The following is a 22,336-nucleotide window of genomic DNA, read 5'->3' as shown; positions in this document are numbered from 1 at the left end:
CGAAGAGGGGGTCCCGGGTGTCCGACTCGTTCGTGCATCTGCACGTTCACACCGAGTATTCGATGCTCGACGGAGCGGCCCGGGTCAAGGAACTGATCGCCGAGGCGAAACGCCTCGGCATGCCGGCCGCCGCGATCACCGATCACGGCAACATGCACGGTGCCTATGAGATGTACAAGCAGTCGAAAGACGCGGGCATCACGCCGGTCATCGGTGTCGAGGCGTACGTGGCCCCGGAGTCGCGGCTGACCAAGAGCCGGATCAAGTGGGGTCGTCCGGAGCAGAAGTCGGACGACATCTCCGGTAACGGTGCGTATACCCACATGACCATGTGGGCGCGCAACGCGGTCGGCCTGAAGAACCTGTTCCGGCTCAACTCGCGGGGCTCCATCGAGGGCCAGCTCGGCAAGTACCCGCGGATGGACTTCGAGATCATCGCGGAGCACGCCGAGGGCATCATGGGCACCACCGGCTGCCCGTCCGGCGCGGTGCAGACCCGCCTGCGGCTGGGGCAGTTCGACGAGGCGCTCAAGTCCGCGGCGAAATACCAGGAAGCGCTCGGCAAGGACAACTACTTCCTCGAGATCATGGACCACGGTCTGTCGATCGAGAAGCGGGTCCGGGACGGGCTGCTGGAGATCGGCAAGAAGCTCTCCATCCCGACCCTGGTCACCAACGACTCGCACTACACCCACGAGGAGCAGTCCGCGGCGCACGACGTGCTGCTCTGCGTGCAGACCGGCAGCAACGTGGCCGACCCGAACCGGTTCCGGTTCGACGGCTCGGGCTACTTCGTGAAGTCGGCCGACCAGATGCGCGCGGTCGACTCCTCGGACGCCTGGCAGGAGGGGTGCCGCAACACCCTGCTGGTGGCCGAGAAGGTGGACATCGACGGGATGTTCACGTTCAAGAACCTGATGCCGCGGTTCCCGATCCCGGACGGTTTCTCCGAGGAGGAGTATTTCCGGCACGTGGCGTACGAGGGGCTGCGCAAGCGGTTCCCGGCCGGCATCCCGGAGACCCACGTCACCCAGGCCGAGTACGAGCTCGGCGTGATCATCAGCATGGGCTTCCCGGCGTACTTCCTGGTGGTCGCGGACTTCATCCAGTGGGCGAAGGACAACGGCATCGCCGTCGGTCCGGGCCGCGGGTCCGCCGCCGGCTCCCTGATCGCGTACGCCATGGCCATCACCGACCTGGACCCGATCCAGCACGGGCTGATCTTCGAGCGGTTCCTCAACCCCGAGCGCGTCTCGATGCCCGACGTCGACATCGACTTCGACGAGCGCCGGCGCGCCGAGGTCATCCGGTACGTGACCGAGAAGTGGGGCGACGACAAGGTCGCCCAGATCGCCACGTTCGGCACGATCAAGGCGAAGGCCGCGGTGAAGGACTCGGCCCGGGTGCTCGGGTTCCCGTTCGCGGTCGGCGACCGGATCACCAAGGCGATGCCGCCGGACGTGATGGGCAAGGGCATCACCCTGGGCGGCATCTTCAACAAGGACGACAAGCGGTACAACGAGGCCGGTGAGGTCCGCACGCTGTACGAGACCGACCCGGACGTCAAGAAGGTGATCGACACCGCGCGCGGCATCGAGGGCCTGATCCGGCAGACCGGCGTGCACGCGGCCGGCGTGATCATGTCCGCCGAGCCGATCATCGATCACATCCCGCTGATGCGCCGGGCCGCCGACGGCGTGATCATCACGCAGTTCGACTACCCGACCTGCGAGAACCTCGGCCTGCTGAAGATGGACTTCCTGGGCCTGCGGAACCTGACGATCATCGACGACGCGAACAAGAACATCGAGCTCAACCACGGCGCGCCGCTCGACCTGCTGGCCCTGCCGCTCGACGACAAGGGCGCGTACGAGCTGCTGGCCCGCGGTGACACGCTTGGCGTGTTCCAGCTCGACGGTGGCCCGATGCGGTCGCTGCTGCGGCTGATGAAGCCGGACAACTTCGAGGACATCTCGGCCGTCCTGGCGCTGTACCGGCCGGGCCCGATGGGCGTCGACTCGCACACCAACTACGCGCTGCGCAAGAACAAGCTCCAGGAGATCACCCCGATCCACCCGGAGCTGGAGGAGCCGCTGCGCGAGATCCTCGAGCCCACCTACGGCCTGATCGTCTATCAGGAGCAGGTGCAGCGCGCCGCGCAGATCCTCGCCGGGTACACGCTCGGCCAGGCCGACCTGCTGCGCCGGGCGATGGGCAAGAAGAAGAAGGAGATCCTCGACAAGGAGTTCATCCCGTTCCGCGACGGCTGTGTCGCGAACGGGTACTCCCTCGAGGCGATCCAGGCGGTGTGGGACGTGCTGGTCCCGTTCGCCGGCTACGCGTTCAACAAGGCGCACTCCGCGGCGTACGGGCTGGTGTCCTACTGGACGGCGTACCTCAAGGCGCACTACCCGGCCGAGTACATGGCCGGTCTGCTGACCAGTGTCGGCGACGACAAGGACAAGATGGCGGTCTACCTGGCCGAGTGCCGGCGGATGGGCATCCAGGTGCTGCCGCCGGACGTGAACCAGTCGGCCGGTCCGTTCACCCCGATCGGGACCGACATCCGGTTCGGACTGGGCGCGGTCCGCAACGTCGGCGGCAACGTGGTCGAGGCGATCGCCCGCTGCCGCAAGGCAAAAGATGGGCAAGCACAGGGTGGGTACTCCAGCTTTTACGACTTCCTCGCCAAGGTGGACGCGGTGGCCTGCAACAAGCGGACCATCGAGTCGCTGATCAAGGCGGGCGCGTTCGACTCGATGGGGCACACCCGCAAGGGCCTGCTGGCCGTGCACGCCGAGGCGATCGACGCGTACGCCGGGGTCAAGCGGAACGAGGCGGCCGGCCAGTTCGACCTGTTCGGCGCGTTCGGCGACTCGGTCGGCGGCTCCTCGGCCACGGTCGCGATGCCGACCATCGGCGAGAGCGAGTGGGACAAGCGCGACAAGCTCGTCTTCGAGCGCGAGATGCTCGGCCTCTACGTCTCCGACCACCCGCTGGCCGGGCTGGAGCAGGTGCTGCAGAGCAACGCCGACGTCAGCATCGCCGCGCTCAACGAGGACGGCTCGGTCCAGGACGGCCAGGTGGTGACGATCGCCGGCATCCTCACCGGGGTGCAGCGGCGGATCACCAAGCAGGGCCGCGCCTGGGCCTCGGCCACCGTCGAGGACCTGGCCGGTGGCGTCGAGACGCTGTTCTTCCCGAACACCTACGAGGTGATCGGCCAGTACATCGCCGAGGACGCCATCGTGGTGGTCAAGGGCCGGGTGGACCGGCGCGACGACACCCCGCGGATCATGGCGATGGACATGTCCATCCCGGATATCTCCCACAACCCGGACAGCAAGCCGGTGGTCCTGACGATGCCGATCACCAGGTGCACCCCGCCGCTCGTCGACGAGCTCAAGGAGATCCTGGTGAGCCATCCGGGCGACACCGAGGTGCACGTCCACCTGCAGAACGGCAAGCGGACCACGATCTGGCGACTGGTCGCGGTCCGGGTCGCGCCGACGCCCGCGTTGCGTGCCGACCTCAAGATGATCCTCGGCCCGGCGGCCGTCGCCTGACGCCGCGGCGGGATCTGGAAGGATCACAGGGTGCACCCAGAGGAAGTCCCGGAAGTGGTGGAGCACCCGGCGGCGCGGCCGCCGTGGTGGCAGATCCAGCAGGGCAGCCGTCGTTCGTGGCGGCGCGCGCTCACCGTCGCGGCCGGCAGTTTCGCCGTGGTCACGGCGCTCGGCGTCCCGTTCGGGCTGCTCTGGCACGCGCTCGCGCCGACCGTGCCGGTGATCGACGCCGGTGACAACGGCATCGTGGTCAACGACCCGTCGCCCGAGCAGTACATCGCCGCCGACGGCTGGCTGACCCTGCTCGGGATCGGTTTCGGACTGCTGGTGGCGATCGTCGCCTGGCTGCTGCTGCGCCGCGACCGTGGCCCGGCGCTGCTGCTCGGCGTGGTGGCCGGCGCCGGGGTGGGCGTGCACTGGGTCGCGGTCCCGATCGGCGAGATGATCGGCAAGGACGCGTACGAGCAGTGGCGGGCGTCCGCCGCGCAGGGCGCGACCTACCTGGCGCCGCCGGAGGTGCACTCGCTGGGGCCCACGCTGATCCCGGCGTTCGTCGCGGCGATCGTACTGACCCTGCTGGCCGGCTGGTCGAACGATCCGGACCTCGACCACCCGGGCGCGCAGCCCGGATACGGCCCGAACCACGGGCAGTACGACGAGCCGTACCCGTCCTACAACAGCACCCCGGCGCCGCAGCCGGTCGCCGGCGACCCGCTCAGTTCGGGCTGGCCGGTCGGGCCAGATCCGACAGCGGCACCGGCACCGCCCGCACCCGGGCCAGCAGACCAGCCTCGCGGCTGAGGATCCGCAACTCGGCGCGCAGCCGGGTCGCGGTGTCCGGGGCGGACAGCAGCAGGTGGCGTTCGTCCAGAGTGAGCTGGGCGGTCGCGGCGACCAGGTGGGACAGCACGGTCGCGTCGTCCGGCACCTGATCGATGATGTCGGCGTTCGGCCTCAGCAGTTCCAGGTATTGCTGGAAGGCGGCCAGGACCCGGGGCTTGAGCAGCTCGGCCAGCGGGTCCGGGGTGTCCTTGTCCGGCAGCCACTCGACGTTCGCGGTCAGGTACGGCTCGGAGCCCTGCTCGACGTCGAGGATCCGGAATCGGCGGCGGCCGACCGTCATGATGTCGAATCGGCCGTCCGGCAGCTCGGTGACGTGCCGCAGCTCGGCGGTGCAGCCGACGTCGTACAGGTCGCCGGCGTTGACCGGCGCGGGCGCCGGGTCCGGGCCGTCGCCGGTCTCCGGCGGCACCTCGGTGCCACGCCGGAGGGTGACCACGCCGAACTCGCTCGGCGGCTCAGCCGGCCTCGCGGCCAGCTCCCGCACGAGAGCGCGATAACGCTCCTCGAAGATGTGCAGGGGCAGCACCAGGCCGGGAAAGAGCACCGTGCTCATCGGGAAGACCGGTAGCCGATCGCTCACGCGTTCAGCCTAGCCGTCCGCTGACCTTGGTCAACCCACCGTGTCCCAACGCCTGGGCCGGGGTATTGCGCTCGCGGTGGCCCCTGGGTGGCCGCCTAGACTGGTCCCGTGCTGAATCGGATCGACCTGCGCGGCTCCCGCCGGGACCCGCGCGGTCTGCTGCCTCGTGCCCAGCTCGACGTCTCCGTGGCTGTCGAGAGGATTCGTCCCGTTGTCGAGGCGGTCCATCAGCATGGGTTCAGTGCGATCCGGGAGGCGACCGAGAAGTTCGACGGCGTCACCCTGGAGCGCCTGCGGGTGCCCGCCGAGGCCATCGAGGCCGCGGCCGCGACGCTCGACCCGGACGTCCGGGCCGCCCTGCTCGAGGTGATCAAGCGGGCCCGCAAGGTGCACGCCGACCAGAGCCGCAGCGACACCACCACGAGGGTGGTCGACGGTGGCACGGTCACCGAGCGCTGGATCCCGGTCCGCCGGGTCGGCCTCTACGTGCCCGGTGGCCTCGCCGTCTATCCGTCCACCGTGGTGATGAACGTGGTGCCGGCGCAGGTGGCCGGCGTCGAGGGCCTGGTCGTGGCGAGCCCGCCGCAGGCCACGAACGGCGGCCTGCCGGATTCCCGGGTGCTTGCCGCGTGCGCGCTGCTCGGCGTGACCGAGGTCTACGCGGTCGGCGGAGCCCAGGCGATCGCCATGCTGGGGTATGGCGCCGACGGCGTCGACGAGGGTGACCGCTGCGAGCCGGTCGATGTGATCACCGGGCCGGGCAACATCTGGGTGACCGCGGCCAAGCGGCTGCTGCGCGGCACGGTCGGCATCGACGCCGAGGCCGGCCCCACCGAGATCGCCGTGCTGGCCGACGAGACCGCCGACCCGCGGCACGTCGCCGCCGACCTGATCAGTCAGGCCGAGCACGACCCGCTCGCGGCGAGTGTGCTGGTCACCGACTCGCCCGCGCTGATCGAGGCGGTGGAGGCCGAGCTGGTGATCCAGGTCGCGGCGACCAAGCACGAGGAGCGGGTGCGGACAGCGCTGACCGGCGAGCAGTCCGGTGTGGTGCTCGTCGACGACCTGGAGCAGGGGCTCGCGGTGGTCGACGCGTACGCGGCCGAGCACCTGGAGATCCAGACCCGGGACGCCCGGGAGTGGGCGATGCGGGTGCGCAACGCCGGCGCGATCTTCGTAGGCGCCTGGTCGCCGGTGTCGCTCGGCGACTACGCGGCCGGTTCCAACCACGTGCTGCCGACCGGTGGCTGCGCGCGGCACTCGTCGGGGCTGTCGGTGCAGTCGTTCCTGCGCGGCATCCACGTGATCGAGTACGACGAGGCGGCGCTGCGCGACGTGGCCGGTCACGTGGTGACCCTGGCCGACGCGGAGGACCTGCCCGCGCACGGCGACGCGGTAAAAGCGCGGTTTCCGTCCGATTCAGGGTGGCGGGCGGGGCGGTCGGACGGGAGGTTCCCGGCATGACGACCATCGACGATCTGCCGATCCGGGACGATCTGCGGGGGAAGTCGCCGTACGGCGCGCCGCAGCTCGACGTCGCGGTCCGGCTGAACACCAACGAGAACTCGTACCCGGTGCCCGAGGACGTGGTCGAGGCGATCGGCAAGGCCGTGCAGGCCGAGCTGCGCGACCTCAACCGCTACCCGGACCGGGACGCGGTCGCGCTGCGCACCGAGCTGGCGTCCTACCTGGGCCACGGCCTGTCCACGACGAACGTGTGGGCCGCGAACGGGTCGAACGAGGTGCAGCAGCAGCTGCTCCAGACGTTCGCCGGGCCGGGGCGGAAGGCGCTCGGGTTCGGACCGTCCTACTCGATGCACCCGCTGCTCGCGGCGGGGACGGGCACCGAGTGGATCGGCGCGCTGCGTGACCCGGATTTCGGTCTGGATCCGGCGCGCGCCGTCGCCGAGATCGAGAAGCACGACCCGGACGTGATCTTCCTGTGCTCGCCGAACAACCCGACCGGCACGGCTCTCGACCCGGCCGTGGTCGACGCGGTGCTCGGTGCGGCGAAGGGCATGGTGATCGTCGACGAGGCGTACACCGAGTTCGCCCGTCCGGGCACCCCGAGCGCGCTCACCCTGCTGCCCGAGCACCCGCGCCTGGTGGTGAGCCGGACGATGAGCAAGGCGTTCGGCTTCGCCGGTGGGCGGCTGGGTTATCTGGCCGCCGACCCGGCCGTGGTCGACGCGGTGCAGCTGGTCCGGCTGCCCTACCACCTCTCCTCGATCACCCAGGCCGCCGCCCGCGCGGCCGTCGTGCACCGGGACTCGCTGCTGGTGACCGTCGAGGCGATCAAGGAGCAGCGCGACCGGATCGTCACCACGCTGCGGTCGCGCGGCGTGAAGGTGGCCGACTCCGACGCGAACTTCGTGCTCTTTGCGACGGCCGACGACCAGAAGGCCGTGTGGCAGGCGTTCCTCGACCGGGGTGTGCTGATCCGCGACGTGGGCCTGACCGGCTGGCTCCGGGTCACCGCCGGCACCGAATCCGAGACGTCCGCATTCCTGAACGCCGCTGAGGAGATCCTTTCGTGAGTCGCACCGGGCGGATTGACCGCGTCACCAACGAGACCAAGGTGCTCGTCGAGATCGACCTCGACGGCACCGGCAAGGGCGACCTGAGCACCGGCGTGGGCTTCTACGACCACATGCTCAACCAGCTCGCCAAGCACGGCGGGTTCGACCTGACCGTGCGTACCGAGGGCGACCTCGAGATCGACTCGCACCACACCATCGAGGACACCGCGATCGCCCTGGGTGAGGCGTTCGCCCAGGCGCTCGGCGACAAGCGGGGCATCCGGCGGTACGGCTCGGCCACCATCCCGATGGACGAGGTGCTGGTCCGGGCGGCCGTGGACCTGTCCGGCCGGTCCTACGTGGTGCACGACGAGCCGCTGCTCACGCCGTACATCGGGCCGGTCTACGCGACGAGCATGACCCGGCACATCTTCGAGGCGTTCGGGCACGCGGCCCGGGTGACCCTGCACGTAGACGTGCTGCGGGCCTGCCGCCCGGGCGGTCACCCGGACGCGCACCACGTGGTGGAGGCCCAGTTCAAGGCGTTCTCCCGGGCGCTGCGCGAGGCCGTCGAGATCGACCCGCGCAACGCCGGCGCGCTGCCGTCCACCAAGGGCGTGCTCTGATCATGCCGACGAACGAGATGACCACGAGCGTGGTGATCCTCGACTACGGGTCGGGGAACCTGCGGAGCGCCGAGCGCGCGGTGGCGCGCACCGGTGTGGACGTCATCGTGACCAGCGACCTGCGCGCGGCCGCCGAGGCCGACGGGCTGGTCGTGCCCGGGGTCGGCGCCTACGCCGCCTGCATGGCCGGGATCAACGAGCTCGGGGCCGGGCCGGTGATCGCCGAGCGGGTCGCCGCCGGGCGTCCGGTGCTCGGCATCTGCGTGGGCATGCAGATCATGTTCGACTCCGGGGTGGAGCACGGCGTGCAGACCGCGGGGCTGGGGCTGCTGCCCGGCTCGGTGACCCGGCTGCAGGCCCGGCGGATCCCGCACATGGGCTGGAACACGGTCACCGTCCCGGACGGCTCACGGCTGCTCGCCGGGCTGGCCGGTGACACCCGGTTCTACTTCGTCCACTCGTACGCGGCGCAGGACCTCGGCGCGCTGAGCCATGCCGAGGTCACCACCGCGGCGCACGACGAGCCGTTCGCGGCCGTGGTGGAGGCGGGCGCGCTGAGCGTCGCGCAGTTCCACCCCGAGAAGTCGGCCGACGCGGGGTATGCGCTGCTGGCCAACTGGGTGAAAACACTGTCGTGAGCAAGGAACGCGCGAAACGACGGGCCGAACGGCTCGTCGTCCTCGAACGGGAGAAGGCCGTCCGCGCCCGGAAGGTCGCCCGGCGGCAGTGGCGTCGCACGCTGCTCAGGTCCGTCCGGCCGAACGTCCGGCTGGGCCGGGACGGCCGTCTCTACAGCCGCAGCCGGCGCCAGCGGATCGGCATCGTGGTCGTCGCGCTGGTGGCCATCGGCCTGGTCTGGTTCTTCATCCCGGACCCGGCTCTCCGTGTCCTGCTCACCGTCCTGCTCGTCCTCGCCGCGCCGGCCCTCGTCGTCGTCGCGCTGGGCCGCCGTCCTTAGCTTCTCAAGGGGAAAACGTGACACTGCAACTGCTGCCCGCCGTTGACGTCGCCGACGGCCAGGCGGTTCGCCTGGTCCAGGGTGCCGCCGGCTCGGAGACCTCCTACGGCGACCCGCTCGACGCCGCGCTGGCCTGGCAGAACGACGGCGCCGAGTGGGTGCACCTGGTCGACCTGGACGCCGCGTTCGGGCGGGGCTCGAACGCCGAACTGCTCGCCGACGTGGTCCGCCGGCTGGACGTCAAGGTGGAGCTCTCCGGTGGCATCCGCGACGACGAGTCGCTGACCCGGGCGCTGGCCACCGGCGCCCAGCGGGTCAACATCGGCACCGCCGCGCTGGAGGACCCGGAGTGGTGCGACCGGATCTGCGCCGAGTACGGCGACCGCGTCGCCATCGGCCTGGACGTGCGCGGCCGCACCCTGTCCGCGCGCGGCTGGACCCGCGACGGCGGTGACCTCTACGAGGTGCTCGCCCGCCTGGACAAGGCTGGCGCGGCCCGCTACGTCGTCACCGACATCACCAAGGACGGCACTATGCGCGGCCCGAACCTGGAGCTGCTGCGCGAGGTCTGCGCCGCCACCGACAAGCCGGTGATCGCCAGCGGTGGCGTCTCCACCCTGGACGACCTGCGCGCCCTGGCCACCCTGGAACCGGTCGGGGTGGAGGGTGTGATCGCCGGCAAGGCGCTCTACGCCGGCGCGTTCACCGTCCGCGAGGCCCTGGACGTCCTGGGATGACGGTCGCCGTGCGGGTGATCCCGTGCCTGGACGTGGACGCCGGCCGGGTGGTCAAGGGGGTCAACTTCGTCGACCTCCGGGACGCCGGTGACCCGGTCGAGCTGGCCGCGGCGTATGACGCGGCCGGCGCCGACGAGCTGACCTTCCTCGACGTGACCGCCTCCTCGGACGACCGCGGCACCATGCTGGACGTGGTGCGGCGGACCGCGGAGACGGTGTTCATCCCGCTCACGGTGGGTGGCGGGGTGCGCTCGCCGGCGAACGTGGACGTGCTGCTGCGGGCCGGCGCGGACAAGGTCGGCGTGAACACCGCGGCGATCAACCGACCGGAACTGATCAGCGAGATCGCGGAGCGTTTCGGCAACCAGGTGCTGGTGCTGTCGCTGGACGTCCGCCGGGCCGCGGATCAGCCGTCCGGCTGGGAGGTCACCACGCACGGCGGGCGTCGCAGCGCCGGTCTGGACGCGGTCGCATGGGCGGCCCGGGTGGCCGAGCTGGGCGCCGGCGAGATCCTGCTGAACTCGATGGACGCCGACGGCACCAAGGCCGGTTTCGATCTGGAGCTGATCCGCGCGGTGCGCGCCGTGGTGGACATTCCGGTGATCGCCAGCGGTGGCGCCGGCCTTGTCGAGCACTTCCCGCCGGCGGTCGAGGCGGGCGCCGACGCGGTCCTGGCCGCGAGCGTCTTCCACTTCGGCGACCTCACGATCGGCCAGGTCAAGGACAGTCTGCGCGGCGCCGGGCACCCGGTCCGCTGACCGATTTTTTACGGTACGACCTGAAAGTCCCGTCCGTAGGCTACGAGCCGAGTCCCGAGCGCACGGGGCCGCGACACCGCGGCGACCCGCGGCCCGGCCGCGACTGCGGGTTTTCGGCTGGCTGTCAGGGGTGTCTCCGCGCTGCGGAGACACCCCTGACGCCCAGCCAGAATCGGGGGGCGCGCCGCGGCCCGGACCGGCGCGGGCGTCGCGTGGCCGCAGCCAGGTGACGTGGCTCGTAGCCTACGGACGGGACCCGGTATGCGTACCGAACAGGTTTTATCGGTCGTCGGCGAGACGCATGCTGTACTCGCGGACCGCGGTGTTGTAGGCGGTGTCGCCGAGCGTCCAGTCGGTGTACCCGGGCTCGGCGACCCGGTTGAGCTGGGTCTGCAAGGTCATCACGGCGGAGGACAGGCCGCTGAACGGGCGGGTCCGCCAGAGCTGCTCACCGGCCGGGGCCACCTCGATCACCTCGTCCTCCACGGTGATCAGTCCGGCGCCGGCCAACCGGCGGACGGACTCCTCCAGATCGGCGCGGCTCGGCACGCTGTGGTGCAGAAAGTCGGCCGCGGCCAGCAGATCCGTGATCGTCGCGCCGGCCACCGGCAGGGCCGCGTGCAGCGCCCTGTCGCGTTCCAGGCGCTCAGCGATGACCGCGGAGACGAAGATCCACGCGTCGTTCCAGTTCCAGCCGCCGGCCCCCATGTCGCCATGATGCCGTGCCGGTGGCATGGCGGGAAGCGAATGTGTCCGGATGATCACCGGCTTGTGACCCGCCCCGGGAACATCGGGGTTCGTCTGTCTCAGTGTGCGGGCACCGCGGACCGGTCCGGATCGGGGACCGTCAGCCGGGGCAGGAACAGGTGCACCAGCGGGCCGATCGCCAGGGCATAGACGATCGTTCCCACCCCGACGGTGCCGCCGAGCAGGAAACCGGTGCCCAGCACGAACAACTCGATCCCGGTGCGGATCACCCGCACCGACAGCTTCGGGAACCGGCCGGCCAGCCCGGTCATCAGGCCGTCGCGCGGGCCCGGGCCCATCCGGCTGCCGATGTAGAGACCTGTCGCGAACCCGTTCAGCAGAATCCCGGCGACCAGATAGCCGACCCGGGCCGGGATGGTGACGCCGGCCGGCAGCAGGGCCAGCGCGCCGTCCGCGGCGAAGCCGACGATCACCAGATTGGCCACCGTGCCGATGCCGGGCCGCTGCCGCAGCGGGATCCAGAGCAGCAGCACCGGGATGCCGACCAGCAGCACCACCAGACCGAAACTGATCCCGGTGACCTTTGTCATCCCCTGGTGGAACACGTCCCACGGGTTGAGGCCCAGGCCGGACTCCACCATCAGCGCCATGCTGACGCCGTACAGGACCAGGCCGAGCAGGAGTTGTGGCACGCGACGAACCAGGCTCATGGTGCCACTCTCGATGCCAATTCCCCGGTGTTAAAGTGCCAATCCTCGGGAGGTGGCTATGACAACGTCGGTTCGAGGCGACCAATTGGCTCGTCTGCTCGGTCGGTGGCATTCGCTGCCGGGCCGGCACCGAAGTCCGGACTACGCCGCGCTGGCGGCCGCGGTGCGCGGGCTGCTCTCCGACGGACGGCTCGCCCTCGGGGTGCGGCTGCCCGCCGAACGGGAGCTCGCCGAGTCCCTGGCGGTCAGCCGGACCACGGTGTCCGCGTCGTACCGGGCGCTCCGCGAGACCGGTCACCTGACCAGCCGGCGCGGCGCCGGCAGCTGGACCACGCTGCCGAACGGCCACCGGGTGGCCACCTCCGGCCTGTGGACGCCGGACGACGACCTCGACATGATCGACATGGGGGTGGCCGCCTCGGCCGCGCCGGTCGAGCTGGTGCCGGCCGCCCGGGCCGCCGCCGACGACCTGCCGCGCTACCTGGGCAGCGCCGGATACCACCCGACCGGGCTCGCCGAGCTGCGCGACGCGGTGGCCCAGATCTACACGGCCCGGGGCGTGCCCACCTCGACCGAGCAGGTGCTGATCACCAGCGGCACCCAGCAGGCGCTCGACCTGGTGCTCCGGCTCTCCGTGCCGGCCGGCGCGCCGGTGCTGGTGGAGACGCCGACCTACCCGAACGCGCTGGCCGCGCTCTCCGCCCGGCGGGCCCGGATCACCACGCACGGGCTGGACACCGCGACCGGCTGGGACGGCGAGATGCTGCTCGGCGCGCTCCGGCAGACCCGGCCCCGGCTGGCGTACATGATCCCCGAGTTCCACAACCCGACCGGGCACCTGATGCCGGTCGAGCTGCGCGAGCGGATGGTCGCCACCGCGCACTCCACCGGCACCGAGCTGGTCGTCGACGAGTCGTTCGTGGACCTGCCTCTGGACGATCCGCAGATGCCCCCGCCGGTCGCGGTCTTCGACCGGCACTCCCGGGTGATGTCGATCGGCGGGATGAGCAAGCCGTACTGGGGTGGCCTGCGGATCGGCTGGGTGCGCGCGTCGGCGCCGATGGTGCAGCGGCTCGCCGCGATCCGGGTCGGTGTGGACATGGCCAGCCCGGTGCTGGAGCAGCTGGTCGCCGTGCACCTGCTGCGCGACGCGCCGTCGATCGTCGAGGCGCGCCGCGCGCAGCTGCGTTTCCGCCGGGACGCCCTGGTCACCGCGCTGCGCGAGCAGCTGCCGGAGTGGCGGTTCTTCGTGCCCGGCGGGGGTGTGACGCTCTGGGTGGAGCTGGACGGCCCGATCTCCAGCGCGCTGTCCCGGGCCGCCGAGGACGTCGGGGTACGGCTCGCGCCGGGGCCCCGGTTCGGGCTGGACGGCACCCTGGAACGGTTCCTGCGGCTGCCGTTCACGCTCGCGGCCGACGACCTGGTCGAGGCGGTCCGGCGGATCGCCTCGGTCCGCCACGACCTGGACCGGACACCGTCCCGGTCGGGCTGGCGCACCCCGGCGGTCATCGCCTGACCCCGGGCTAGCTTGCCGCGCCCTGGTGCAGGCCGAAGCGGTTGCCGTCGGCGTCGCGCAGGGTGGCGATCAGCGTGCCGCCGCCGACGTCGTGCACCCCGCGTTCCTCGGTGGCGCCCGCCGCGATCAGGGCGGTCACCTCGGCGTTGATGTCCTCGACGTGCCAGTAGGTGATCGGCCCGGCGGTCACGTCGCCGTGCGGGTCGAGGCCGAGCTCCGGTCCGCCCTCCGGGCGGTAGCCCACGTAGTACGGTGCGTCGGCGTACGGTTCGACACCGAGCAGCCGGGTGTACAGAGCCTTCGCGGCGTCCAGGTCCTTGACCGGGACGGTGATCGTACGGATCGGCATGGCTTTTCCCTTCGTCACGTCGGACTCCCGTGGTCCGTCAAACGTATGACGGACCCCGAGCGGAGAGTGTGACGATGAGCGAATCCGAGTTCCTGGCCCGACGGTTCGAGGACGCCCGGCCGCACCTGCGCACGGTGGCGCAGCGGATCCTCGGCTCGGCGCACGAGGCCGACGACGCGGTCCAGGAGGCCTGGGTTCGCGTCATCCGCGCGGACACCGGCGACGTCGGCAACCTGACCGGCTGGCTGACCACCGTGGTGTCCCGGATCTGCCTGGACATGCTCCGGTCCCGGTCGGCCCGCCGCGAGGACCCGGCCGAGCTGCCGGTGACCGTGCCCGCCGCGGCGGCCGGCCCGGAGGACGAGGTGCTGCTGACCGACGCGATCGGCCCGGCGCTGCTGCTGGTGCTGGACACGCTGAGCCCGGGGGAGCGGCTGGCGTTCGTGCTGCACGACCTGTTCGGGGTGCCGTTCTCCCAGATCGCCGAGGTGGTCGGCTGCACACCGGAGGCGGCCCGGCAGCTGGCCAGCCGGGCGCGGCGGCGGGTACGCGGCGCGGAGGGCCCGGCCGAGCACAACCTGAACCGGCGCCGGGCCGTGGTGGACGCGTTCCTGGCCGCGTCCCGCGGCGGTGACTTCGGGGCGCTGCTGGAGCTGCTCGACCCGGAGGTGGTGCTGCGGGCCGACGCGGCGGCGGTGGCGATGGGCTCCGACGAGCGGGTCACCGGGGCCGACCTGGTCGCGCGGACGTTCACCGGACGGGCGCAGGCGGCCCGGCTCGCGCTCATCGACGGGCAGCCGGGCGCCGCGTGGCTGCACCGGGGCGAACCGCGGGTGCTGTTCGTGTTCACGATCGGCGCCACCGGGCTGGTGGCCGGGATCGAGCTGCTGGCCGAGCCGGGTGGTCGTACCGTCGCAATGGTGTGAAAAGAAGCCGCCTCCCTTTCAGGAGGCGGCTTCGGTGACCAGAAGCGGTCAGATCTGGGCCAGGGAACCCGCGTACATCTTGTCGATCTGCTCGGCGAAGTTCGTCTCGACGCTGCGCCGCTTGATCTTCATGGACGGGGTGATCTCGCCGGCCTCGATGCTCAGGTCGCGCGGCAGGATGGTGAACTTCTTGACCGTCTCCCACCGGTTGAGCTTGCTGTTCAGCTCGGCGAGATAACCCTCGACCAGCGCGTGCGTCTCGGGGGCGGCGACGATCTCGGAGTAGCTCTTGCCGGCCAGGGGTCCCTCGGCCGCCCAGCCCGCGATGGCGTCCTCGTCCAGCGAGATCAGCATCGTCACGAAGTTGCGGGACTGGCCGACCACGATCGCCTGCGAGGTGTAGGGACAGACCGCCTTGAACGCGCCCTCGATCGCACTCGGCGCGATGAACTTGCCGCCGGACGTCTTGACCAGGTCTTTCTTCCGGTCAGTGATCTTGAGGAAGCCCTCGGCGTCGAGCTCGCCGATGTCGCCGGTGCGCAGGAAGCCGTCCTCGGTGAACGCCTCCGCGGTGGCCTCCGGGAGGTTGTGGTAGCCCCGCATCACCGGCGCGCCGCGCAGCAGCACCTCGCCGTCGGTGTCGATCCGGACCTCGAGGTCGCCGAGCGCCTCGCCCACCGAGCCGATCTTGAGGCGGCCGTGCCGGTTCACGAAGTTCGCCGCGGAGGCCTCGGTCATCCCGTAGCCCTCCAGGATCGGCAGGTTCGCCGCCGCGAAGAACTCGGAGATGTCCCGGCTCAGCGCGGCCGAGCCGCTGACCAGCACCCGCAGGTTGCCGCCGAGCTTGGCCTGCAGCTTGGAGAAGACCAGCTTCTCGGCGATCGCGTACTGCGCCTTGAGCGCCGCCGGGACCGGCTTGCCGGCCTGCTCCAGCACGACCTTCTTCTTGCCGGTCGCGACGGCCCAGGTGAAGATCTTCGGCTTGAGCCCGCCGCCGGAGAGGCCGCTGGTGACGGTCTTGTTGTAGACCTTCTCGAAGATCCGCGGCGGGGCGCACATCAGCGTCGGCCGGATCACCGCGAGCAGGTCGATCAGCTTGTCCACCCGGCCGTCGACGTAGGTCGGCACGCCCACGTGCACGATGCCGCAGAGCAGCGTCTTGCCGAACGCGTGCGACATCGGCAGCCACAGGTAGTGCAGGTCGGTCGGGGAGAACAGGCCGGTGGTCTCCTGCGCCACGCCCTCCCAGGTCCAGGCCCGGTGCAGCAGCTCGACGCCCTTGGGGCGGCCGGTGGTGCCGGAGGTGTAGATCAGGGTGGCGATGTGGTCGGGCGTCAGCTCGGCGACGACGTCGTCGATCAGGCCCGGGTTCCGCTGGATCGCGGCGGTGCCACGCGCCTCCAGCTCGGCCAGGGTGATCTGCGGCGGTGTGGCGCCGGCGTCGGCCGCGCCGTCGATCAGCACCACCTGGGTGACGCTCGTGGTCGCGCCGGCGATCTTCAGCGCCTGCTTCGGGTTTTCCGCGATCAGCACCCGCGACCCGGAGTCGGACACGATGAACGCGGTGTCCTCCGGCTCGGTGGTCGGGTAGACCGTGGTGGCGGCCGCGCCGGCCACGTTGATGCCGAGATCGGCCAAGACCCACTCGAGGCGGGTGCTGGACAGGATCGCGACCCGGTCCTCCAGCCCGACACCGAGCTCGCGCAACCCGGCCCCGATGGCCTTGGCGCGTTCACCGACCTGGCGCCAGGTCAGCCAGTCCATCCCGGTGTCGTCCGCGTTGGGCCCGGCGAACGCCCGCGCGTCCGGAGTCTTGGCCACACGCTGGAACAACATGTCCGGAATTGACCGGTAGGGAACGTCGAGAGCCATCAGGCGCCGCCTTAAAAACCTCAAACGGGGGGTACGTAACGTGGGTGTTACCGCAGAGTAATGCGAGGGCGGTTACACGGCTAGAGTGCCCCGGCAACTGGTCAAATCCTAGTCGTTACCGTGACCTCATGGTTTTCCTGGTGATCGGCGGTACCGGCATCGACACGGTGGTCCCGGTGGCGGACCTGCCGGTGCTCGCCGCCGACTCGGCCCGGCCCCGCGGCCCGATCGAGGATCACGTCTCGCACACCGGCACCTGCGTCGCGCTCGGGCTGGCCGCGCTGGGCGCGTCGGTGCAGGTGATCGACACCGTGGGTGACGACGAACCGGGGCGCCGGGTGACGGCGGCGTTCCAGCGCTGGGGGATCCCGCTGCGTACCGCGACGGCGCCGGGCGGGACCCGGCGGGCGGTCAACCTGATGAGCCCGGACGGGCGGCGGCTCTCCCTCTACGACGGGCGCGACGTCCCCGGCTACCGGCTGCCGGAACATCTCTACCAGCCGCTGCCGGACGGCATCCGGCACGTGCACGTCACGATCGTGGACTGGGCCCGGCACCTGCTGCCCGCGCTGCGCGCCGCCGGGGTCACCGTCTCCACCGACCTGCACGACTGGGACGGCACCGACCCGCACCACCGGGACTTCGCGCTCGGCGCCGACCTGGTCTTCGTCAGCGGGGTACGGCTCGCCGCCGGCGCCGCGGAGCGGATCCTGGCCGAGGGCGTGGCCTCCCGGGTGGTGGTCACCCGGGGCGCGGACGGCGCGGACCTCTACACCCGGGACGGGGTGACGCATCTCGACGCGGCCGACCCGGGCGCGCCGATCGTGGACACCAACGGGGCCGGAGACGCGTTCGCCGCCGCTTTCCTGACCGGTTGGACGGCGGGGAAGAGCGACGGCGAGTGCCTGAGGGACGGGGTGATCGCGGGGGCTTACGCCTGCACCCACGCGGTCGGCGCGGACTCCTTCATCACCCGGCCCGGCCTGGTCAGCCGGCGCCACCACTGAGCAGGGACACGCCGCTGCCCGGGGTCAGCAACGACACGCCGGCGCCGGGGGTCAGCAGCGAGACGCCACCGCCCGGGGTCAGCAACGACACGTCGGGGTCTTTCGTCGAGGCCGCAGCCGGCCCCGCGGTCAGGACTGCTGCACCTACTGCCAGGGCCAGCACAACCGCTGCCCGGAATCCGCCACGTCGGATCTCCATGCCCATGCCTCCGGTTTGCTGTAGAACGTTCCTGGCCTGAGCGTAAGCGTTCGGTTACGGGCACCGGGTATACCGGATTGTCCATACCGTCCCGGCGTGGCTCCGGTGATCGAAAAGTCAGAAACCCAGCTTCGCCCCGCGCAGCCGCTCGGCCACCGCCGGGTCGCCCTCGATCTGCACCTGGGCGACCTGCTGACGCCCGGAGAAGAACAGCGCCAGCTCACCGACGTCCCCGGTGATCCGCACCACCGGCGCCGGCGCGGTGCGCACCGGCGGGAAGCCGGTCGCGATCACCTCGGCCGGCACGCCCGCCTTGCGCAGGGCCAGCCGGGAGGTGAGCTTGGCGCTGCGCCAGAGCGCAGCCTGCTGACCGGCCGCCAGCACCCGCGGCTCCCACTGCGGTGCGGCCCGGCGCACGTCCTCGTGGTGGATGAAGAACTCCAGCGTGTTGGCCAGGCCGTCCATCAGCGGGTTGCTGACCGGGCTCCACACCGGCGGAGTGCGCACCTCGTCGATCAGCTGGGGGTAGGGCAGCGCCGCCCGGGCCAGCCGGATCTTCTCCCCGTAGGCGGCGAGCGCGGGGATCAGCGTCCCGGCCGAGGCGTCCGGGCGGCGGTCCCGGATCACCAGGTGCGCGGCCAGGTCGCGGGTGGTCCATCCGGCGCACAGGGTCGGCACGTCCGGGCCCACGTGCAGCAGCAGGTCGGCGAGCAGCTGGCGTTCCCGGCGTGCGTAGTCGTTCATCGGCCGATGGTAAGGCGCGCGGAGGGACCCGGTGTAATCGTGGCCACAATGTAAACAGTGGGGCTGGCGGGCACCGGTTCGGCAGGATGGGATCGGTAAGGTCGGATTCGCCGGCCAACGCTTACCAGTCAGGTAGGGATTTTGAGCAGCGGAGCCAGCCGCGACGTGCTGGGACGGGGTCTGCGGGTGCTCGGCCACGCGATCCGCACGGAGCCACGACTCTTCATCGTCGGTGCGATCGGCAGCAGCCTGTTCGGGCTGCTGATCATTGCGAACTCGTACGTCGTGGGCTGGGTGATCGGCCACGTGGTGGTCCCGTCGTTCGCCTCGCACCAGGTGGACGCGGGCCGGCTCTGGCTGGTCGCGGCGATCTTCCTGGGGATCAGCGGCCTGCGCGTCGCCAGCATTTTCGGCCGGCGTCTCGGCGCCGGTTTCATGCAGTTCCGGCTCCAGGCGCGGTACCGGCGCGCGGTCACCGGCCGTTACCTGTCGCTGCCGCCGGCCTGGCACCAGCGGCACGCCACCGGCACGCTGCTCTCCAACGCGAACTCGGACGTGGAGGCGGCCTGGGGGCCGATCGCCCCGCTGCCGTTCGCGGTTGGCACCATCGTGATGCTGATCGCCGCGATGATCTCGCTGTTCCTGACCGACTGGGTGCTCGCGCTGGTCGGCGCGACGCTGTTCCCGGCGCTGTTCGGGCTCAACCTGGTCTATTCGCGGCGGATGTCGCCGCGGCAGATCCGGGCCCAGCAGATGCGTGGCAAGGTCAGCGCGGTCGCGCACGAGAGCTTCGACGGCGCGCTGGTGGTCAAGACGATGGGCCGGGAGGCCGACGAGTCCCGCCGGTTCGGCGTCTTCGTCGACGAGCTGCGCGACTCGCTGATCGCGGTCGGCCGGCTGCGTGGCCTGTTCGACCCGCTGATGGACAGCCTGCCCAGCCTCGGCACCCTCGCGGTGCTGCTGCTCGGCGCGTGGCGGCTGCGGTCCGGCGCGATCGGGGTGGCCGACGTGGTCAGCGTCGCGTTCCTGTTCACCGTGCTGGCGTTCCCGGTCCGCGCGATCGGCTGGGTGGTCGGCGAGCTGCCGCGCAGCGTCGCCGGGTGGGACCGGGTGCGGGCGGTGCTCGACGCCGAGGGCGATCTCGCCTACGGCGACGGTTCGCTGCCCGGTGCGGGTCCGGCCGAGTTGCGGTTCGATCAAGTGCGTTTTTCGTACGGCGAGGGGCCGCAGATCCTGCACGACGTCAGCTTCACGGTGCCCTCCGGGCGGACCGTGGCGCTGGTCGGCGCGACCGGTTCGGGCAAGTCGACGATCGCCTCGCTGGCGGTGCGGCTGGTCGACCCGGAGTCCGGCTCGATCGGGATCGACGGGGTGAAGCTGCCCGACCTGGCGCTCTCCGCCCTGGCCGGCGCGGCCGCCCTGGTGCCGCAGGTGCCGTTCGTGTTCGACGACACGGTCCGCGGCAACATCGCGCTGGACCGGCCCGGTGTCGACGACGACGCGGTCCGGGACGCGCTGGCCCTGGCGCAGGCCGACCGGTTCGTGGCCGGGCTGCCGGACGGGCTGGACACCGCGGTCGGCGAGCGCGGCACCTCGCTCTCCGGCGGGCAGCGGCAGCGGCTCACGCTGGCCCGGGCGCTGGCCGGCAAGCCCCGGCTGCTGGTGCTCGACGACGCCACCAGCGCTGTCGACCCGCGGGTGGAGGCGGCCATCCTCGGCGCGCTGCGAGCCTCCGACGCGCGCGCGTCGGTGCTGGTGGTGGCGTACCGGCGGGCCACCATCGCGCTCGCCGACCAGGTGGTCTACCTGGAACGCGGCCGGGTGGTGGCGACCGGCACGCACGCCGAGTTGATGACGTTCCACGCGGGCTATCAGGACCTGGTCACGGCGTACGAGAAAGCGGAGCACCAAGAGTGAGCGGCGAAGGAACCCTGGCCACCGTCAAGCGTGGCCTGGCCTTGTCGCCGGAGCTGCGGACCGGTCTGGGCGGCACGATCGTCCTGGCGGTGCTGCAGATGGCCGGCCGGGTGGCCGTGCCGATCGCCGTGCAGCAGGGCATCGACCACGGCATCCGCGCGCCGGGCGGCCCGGACCTCGGCGTGGTGGTCCGGATCGTCGCGATCACCCTGTGCGCGCTGATGATCTCCACGCTCTGCGGGTACCTGATGACCCGCCGGCTGTTCACGGTCAGTGAGACCGCGCTGAGCGGGCTGCGGCAGCGGACGTTCCGGCACATCCACGACCTGTCCATGCTGCACCAGCAGTCCGAGCGGCGCGGCTCGATGGTGTCCCGGGTGACCAGCGACGTCGACCAGATCTCCCAGTTCCTGCAGACCGGCGGGGTGCAGCTGCTGCTCGCCACCGGCCAGCTGCTGGTCTCGGCCGTGGTGATGTTCGTCTACTCCTGGCAGCTCGCCCTCGTCGTGCTGCTCGCGTTCGGCCCGGCGGTCGGTGTGATCCGGCTGTTCCAGAAGCGGCTGGCCGAGGTCTACCGCGCGGTCCGCGAGCGCACCGGCGTGATGCTCGGCGCGGTCGCCGAGAGCGTCGTCGGCGCCACGGTGATCCGGTCGTACGGGGTGGCCGGCCGCACCCAGGCCCGGCTGGACTCCTCGATCGAGGATCTCCGGGTGGCCCAGCAGCGGGCCATGCGGACCAGCGTGACCAGCTTCTCCAGCGGGGAGATCGGCGCCGGCCTGGCGCTGGCCGGGGTGGTCGTGGTCGGTGTCTGGCTGGGCGCCGACGGCGCGCTCACCGTCGGGCAGCTGACCGCGTTCCTGTTCCTGGTCACGCTGTTCATCCAGCCGGTGCAGATCGCCACCGACATGCTGAACGAGGCGCAGAACGCGGTGGCCGGCTGGCGCCGGATCCTGGACGTGCTGGACGTCGAGCCGGACGTGGCCGACCCCGACGACCAGGGGGTGGAGCTGCCGGCCGGCCCGCTCTCGGTGCGCTTCGCCGACGTGTCGTTCCGCTATCCGGGCGGCCCGATCGTGCTGTCCGGCGTGGATCTGACCCTCGACGCCCGGCGCAAGTACGCGGTGGTCGGGGAGACCGGCAGTGGCAAGACCACGTTCGCCAAGCTGCTCACCCGGCTGATGGACCCGGCGCAGGGCGAGGTGCTGCTCTCCGGGACGCCGCTGACCTCGGTGCGCTTCGCGTCGCTGCGGTCGCGGGTGGTGATGGTGCCGCAGGACGGCTTCCTCTTCGACGCCACGGTGGCGGAGAACATCCGCTTCGCCGAGCCGTCGCTCACCGGCGAGCAGCTGCGCGCGGCCTTCGTCGAGCTGGGGCTCGTCGACTGGCTGGACGGGCTGCCGCAGGGTCTGGAGACCGAGGTCGGCGAGCGCGGGGAGGCGCTCAGCGTGGGGGAGCGGCAGCTGGTGGCGCTGGTCCGGGCGTACGTCGCCGACCCGGATCTGCTGGTGCTGGACGAGGCGACCAGCGCTGTCGACCCGGCCACCGAGGTACGCCTGCAGCACGCCCTGGACCTGGTCACCCGTGGCCGGACCACGGTGGCGATCGCGCACCGGCTGTCCACCGCGCAGTCCGCGGACGAGGTGATCGTGGTGGACGCGGGCCGCGTCGTGCAACGCGGCCCGCACGCCCAGCTCGTCGCCGAGGAAGGTTCGATCTACGCCAAGCTCTACGCGAGCTGGTTGGAACAGACACGGAGCTAGCTTGGCTTCTCTTCGCTCCGCGGAAGATCGCCGGGTAACCG

General features: G+C 71.3%; 21 protein-coding genes. 14 read left to right on the top strand and 7 right to left on the bottom strand.

What is annotated here, in order from left to right:
- Window positions 1-17 precede the first annotated feature (17 nt).
- Both dnaE and ADL15_RS42130 read left to right on the top strand, forming a co-directional pair.
- Window positions 18-3,566: a DNA polymerase III subunit alpha gene (gene dnaE / locus ADL15_RS42135; protein WP_067704425.1), complete on the top strand. Its 3,549-nt coding sequence runs from the start codon at window positions 18-20 to the stop codon at window positions 3,564-3,566.
- Window positions 3,567-3,596: 30 nt separating this feature from the next.
- Window positions 3,597-4,367, top strand: coding sequence for a hypothetical protein (locus tag ADL15_RS42130; protein ID WP_232344885.1), 771 nt, complete (start codon window positions 3,597-3,599; stop codon window positions 4,365-4,367).
- Here the strand turns inward: ADL15_RS42130 and ADL15_RS42125 are convergent.
- On the bottom strand, window positions 4,282-4,989 hold the full coding sequence (locus tag ADL15_RS42125; RefSeq protein ID WP_067704420.1) for an LON peptidase substrate-binding domain-containing protein: 708 nt from the start codon (window positions 4,987-4,989) through the stop codon (window positions 4,282-4,284). The genes ADL15_RS42130 and ADL15_RS42125 overlap by 86 nt on opposite strands.
- Before the next feature lie 108 nt (window positions 4,990-5,097).
- Here ADL15_RS42125 and hisD point away from each other — a divergent pair, with 108 nt between their 5' ends.
- Genes hisD through hisF form a run of 7 tightly spaced genes read left to right on the top strand, consistent with a single transcriptional unit; the run spans window position 5,098 to window position 10,587 of the window.
- Window positions 5,098-6,453 (top strand): histidinol dehydrogenase, encoded by a 1,356-nt coding sequence (gene hisD / locus ADL15_RS42120; protein WP_067704415.1) that lies wholly within the window; start codon window positions 5,098-5,100, stop codon window positions 6,451-6,453.
- Window positions 6,450-7,526, top strand: a complete 1,077-nt coding sequence (locus ADL15_RS42115; RefSeq protein ID WP_067704912.1) for a histidinol-phosphate transaminase — start codon at window positions 6,450-6,452, stop codon at window positions 7,524-7,526. Before hisD ends, ADL15_RS42115 begins: the two co-directional genes overlap by 4 nt.
- The gene (gene hisB, locus ADL15_RS42110; RefSeq protein WP_067704411.1) at window positions 7,523-8,134 is read left to right on the top strand and encodes an imidazoleglycerol-phosphate dehydratase HisB; all 612 of its coding nucleotides are present in this window, start codon (window positions 7,523-7,525) and stop codon (window positions 8,132-8,134) included. Before ADL15_RS42115 ends, hisB begins: the two co-directional genes overlap by 4 nt.
- Before the next feature lie 2 nt (window positions 8,135-8,136).
- Window positions 8,137-8,772, top strand: a complete 636-nt coding sequence (gene hisH, locus ADL15_RS42105; protein ID WP_394326984.1) for an imidazole glycerol phosphate synthase subunit HisH — start codon at window positions 8,137-8,139, stop codon at window positions 8,770-8,772.
- Window positions 8,769-9,092, top strand: a complete 324-nt coding sequence (locus ADL15_RS42100) for a hypothetical protein (protein ID WP_067704408.1) — start codon at window positions 8,769-8,771, stop codon at window positions 9,090-9,092. The genes hisH and ADL15_RS42100 overlap by 4 nt, the downstream gene beginning before the upstream one ends.
- A 17-nt stretch (window positions 9,093-9,109) precedes the next feature.
- Entirely contained in the window at window positions 9,110-9,829 is a 720-nt protein-coding gene (gene priA / locus ADL15_RS42095; RefSeq protein ID WP_067704404.1) for a bifunctional 1-(5-phosphoribosyl)-5-((5-phosphoribosylamino)methylideneamino)imidazole-4-carboxamide isomerase/phosphoribosylanthranilate isomerase PriA, read from the top strand.
- The gene (gene hisF / locus ADL15_RS42090; RefSeq protein ID WP_067704402.1) at window positions 9,826-10,587 is read left to right on the top strand and encodes an imidazole glycerol phosphate synthase subunit HisF; all 762 of its coding nucleotides are present in this window, start codon (window positions 9,826-9,828) and stop codon (window positions 10,585-10,587) included. Before priA ends, hisF begins: the two co-directional genes overlap by 4 nt.
- Before the next feature lie 279 nt (window positions 10,588-10,866).
- Here the strand turns inward: hisF and ADL15_RS42085 are convergent, their stop codons facing one another.
- The gene (locus tag ADL15_RS42085) at window positions 10,867-11,295 is read right to left on the bottom strand and encodes a hypothetical protein (RefSeq protein ID WP_067704399.1); all 429 of its coding nucleotides are present in this window, start codon (window positions 11,293-11,295) and stop codon (window positions 10,867-10,869) included.
- Window positions 11,296-11,393: 98 nt separating this feature from the next.
- Complete coding sequence (yczE, locus tag ADL15_RS42080) at window positions 11,394-12,005, bottom strand: membrane protein YczE (protein WP_067704397.1); 612 nt, start codon at window positions 12,003-12,005, stop codon at window positions 11,394-11,396.
- 58 nt (window positions 12,006-12,063) lie between these two features.
- Between yczE and yczR the strand changes: the two genes are divergently transcribed.
- On the top strand, window positions 12,064-13,521 hold the full coding sequence (gene yczR / locus ADL15_RS42075) for a MocR-like transcription factor YczR (RefSeq protein ID WP_067704394.1): 1,458 nt from the start codon (window positions 12,064-12,066) through the stop codon (window positions 13,519-13,521).
- 7 nt (window positions 13,522-13,528) lie between these two features.
- Here the strand turns inward: yczR and ADL15_RS42070 are convergent, their stop codons facing one another.
- Window positions 13,529-13,870: a VOC family protein gene (locus ADL15_RS42070; protein ID WP_067704391.1), complete on the bottom strand. Its 342-nt coding sequence runs from the start codon at window positions 13,868-13,870 to the stop codon at window positions 13,529-13,531.
- A gap of 74 nt (window positions 13,871-13,944) precedes the next feature.
- Here ADL15_RS42070 and ADL15_RS42065 point away from each other — a divergent pair, with 74 nt between their 5' ends.
- Window positions 13,945-14,796: a sigma-70 family RNA polymerase sigma factor gene (locus tag ADL15_RS42065; RefSeq protein ID WP_067704388.1), complete on the top strand. Its 852-nt coding sequence runs from the start codon at window positions 13,945-13,947 to the stop codon at window positions 14,794-14,796.
- Window positions 14,797-14,844: 48 nt separating this feature from the next.
- On the opposite strand, the gene ADL15_RS42060 is transcribed toward ADL15_RS42065, so the two are convergent.
- Window positions 14,845-16,668, bottom strand: coding sequence for an AMP-dependent synthetase/ligase (locus ADL15_RS42060; RefSeq protein ID WP_067704386.1), 1,824 nt, complete (start codon window positions 16,666-16,668; stop codon window positions 14,845-14,847).
- 128 nt (window positions 16,669-16,796) lie between these two features.
- On the opposite strand from ADL15_RS42060, the gene ADL15_RS42055 reads away from it, so the two are divergent.
- The gene (locus ADL15_RS42055) at window positions 16,797-17,675 is read left to right on the top strand and encodes a carbohydrate kinase family protein (RefSeq protein ID WP_067704383.1); all 879 of its coding nucleotides are present in this window, start codon (window positions 16,797-16,799) and stop codon (window positions 17,673-17,675) included.
- Here the strand turns inward: ADL15_RS42055 and ADL15_RS53640 are convergent.
- Window positions 17,656-17,874 (bottom strand): hypothetical protein, encoded by a 219-nt coding sequence (locus tag ADL15_RS53640; protein WP_157441953.1) that lies wholly within the window; start codon window positions 17,872-17,874, stop codon window positions 17,656-17,658. The two genes, ADL15_RS42055 and ADL15_RS53640, sit on opposite strands and share 20 nt — an antisense overlap.
- Before the next feature lie 117 nt (window positions 17,875-17,991).
- A complete protein-coding gene (locus ADL15_RS42050; RefSeq protein ID WP_067704380.1) occupies window positions 17,992-18,618 on the bottom strand; it encodes a TIGR03085 family metal-binding protein in 627 nt (208 codons plus the stop codon).
- Between the two features lie 141 nt (window positions 18,619-18,759).
- Here ADL15_RS42050 and ADL15_RS42045 point away from each other — a divergent pair, with 141 nt between their 5' ends.
- Both ADL15_RS42045 and ADL15_RS42040 read left to right on the top strand, forming a co-directional pair.
- The gene (locus tag ADL15_RS42045; RefSeq protein WP_067704377.1) at window positions 18,760-20,535 is read left to right on the top strand and encodes an ABC transporter ATP-binding protein; all 1,776 of its coding nucleotides are present in this window, start codon (window positions 18,760-18,762) and stop codon (window positions 20,533-20,535) included.
- On the top strand, window positions 20,532-22,295 hold the full coding sequence (locus ADL15_RS42040; RefSeq protein WP_067704375.1) for an ABC transporter ATP-binding protein: 1,764 nt from the start codon (window positions 20,532-20,534) through the stop codon (window positions 22,293-22,295). The genes ADL15_RS42045 and ADL15_RS42040 overlap by 4 nt, the downstream gene beginning before the upstream one ends.
- Window positions 22,296-22,336 lie beyond the last annotated feature (41 nt).

The organism is Actinoplanes awajinensis subsp. mycoplanecinus (assembly GCF_001509495.1).
GTDB classification, from domain to species: domain Bacteria; phylum Actinomycetota; class Actinomycetes; order Mycobacteriales; family Micromonosporaceae; genus Actinoplanes; species Actinoplanes palleronii.
This window is presented reverse-complemented; position numbering and strand designations above follow the sequence as displayed.

What these genes read in the sequence shown, in the direction of transcription:
- hisH (WP_394326984.1), top strand. Translation starts at nt 8,137, where the DNA reads ATGCCGACGAACGAGATGACCACGAGCGTGGTGATCCTCGACTACGGG.
- ADL15_RS42055 (WP_067704383.1), top strand. Translation starts at nt 16,797, where the DNA reads ATGGTTTTCCTGGTGATCGGCGGTACCGGCATCGACACGGTGGTCCCG.
- yczR (WP_067704394.1), top strand. Translation starts at nt 12,064, where the DNA reads ATGACAACGTCGGTTCGAGGCGACCAATTGGCTCGTCTGCTCGGTCGG.
- ADL15_RS42070 (WP_067704391.1), bottom strand. Translation starts at nt 13,870, where the DNA reads ATGCCGATCCGTACGATCACCGTCCCGGTCAAGGACCTGGACGCCGCG.
- hisF (WP_067704402.1), top strand. Translation starts at nt 9,826, where the DNA reads ATGACGGTCGCCGTGCGGGTGATCCCGTGCCTGGACGTGGACGCCGGC.
- ADL15_RS42065 (WP_067704388.1), top strand. Translation starts at nt 13,945, where the DNA reads ATGAGCGAATCCGAGTTCCTGGCCCGACGGTTCGAGGACGCCCGGCCG.
- yczE (WP_067704397.1), bottom strand. Translation starts at nt 12,005, where the DNA reads ATGAGCCTGGTTCGTCGCGTGCCACAACTCCTGCTCGGCCTGGTCCTG.
- ADL15_RS42050 (WP_067704380.1), bottom strand. Translation starts at nt 18,618, where the DNA reads ATGAACGACTACGCACGCCGGGAACGCCAGCTGCTCGCCGACCTGCTG.
- ADL15_RS53640 (WP_157441953.1), bottom strand. Translation starts at nt 17,874, where the DNA reads ATGGAGATCCGACGTGGCGGATTCCGGGCAGCGGTTGTGCTGGCCCTG.
- ADL15_RS42115 (WP_067704912.1), top strand. Translation starts at nt 6,450, where the DNA reads ATGACGACCATCGACGATCTGCCGATCCGGGACGATCTGCGGGGGAAG.
- ADL15_RS42060 (WP_067704386.1), bottom strand. Translation starts at nt 16,668, where the DNA reads ATGGCTCTCGACGTTCCCTACCGGTCAATTCCGGACATGTTGTTCCAG.
- ADL15_RS42085 (WP_067704399.1), bottom strand. Translation starts at nt 11,295, where the DNA reads ATGGGGGCCGGCGGCTGGAACTGGAACGACGCGTGGATCTTCGTCTCC.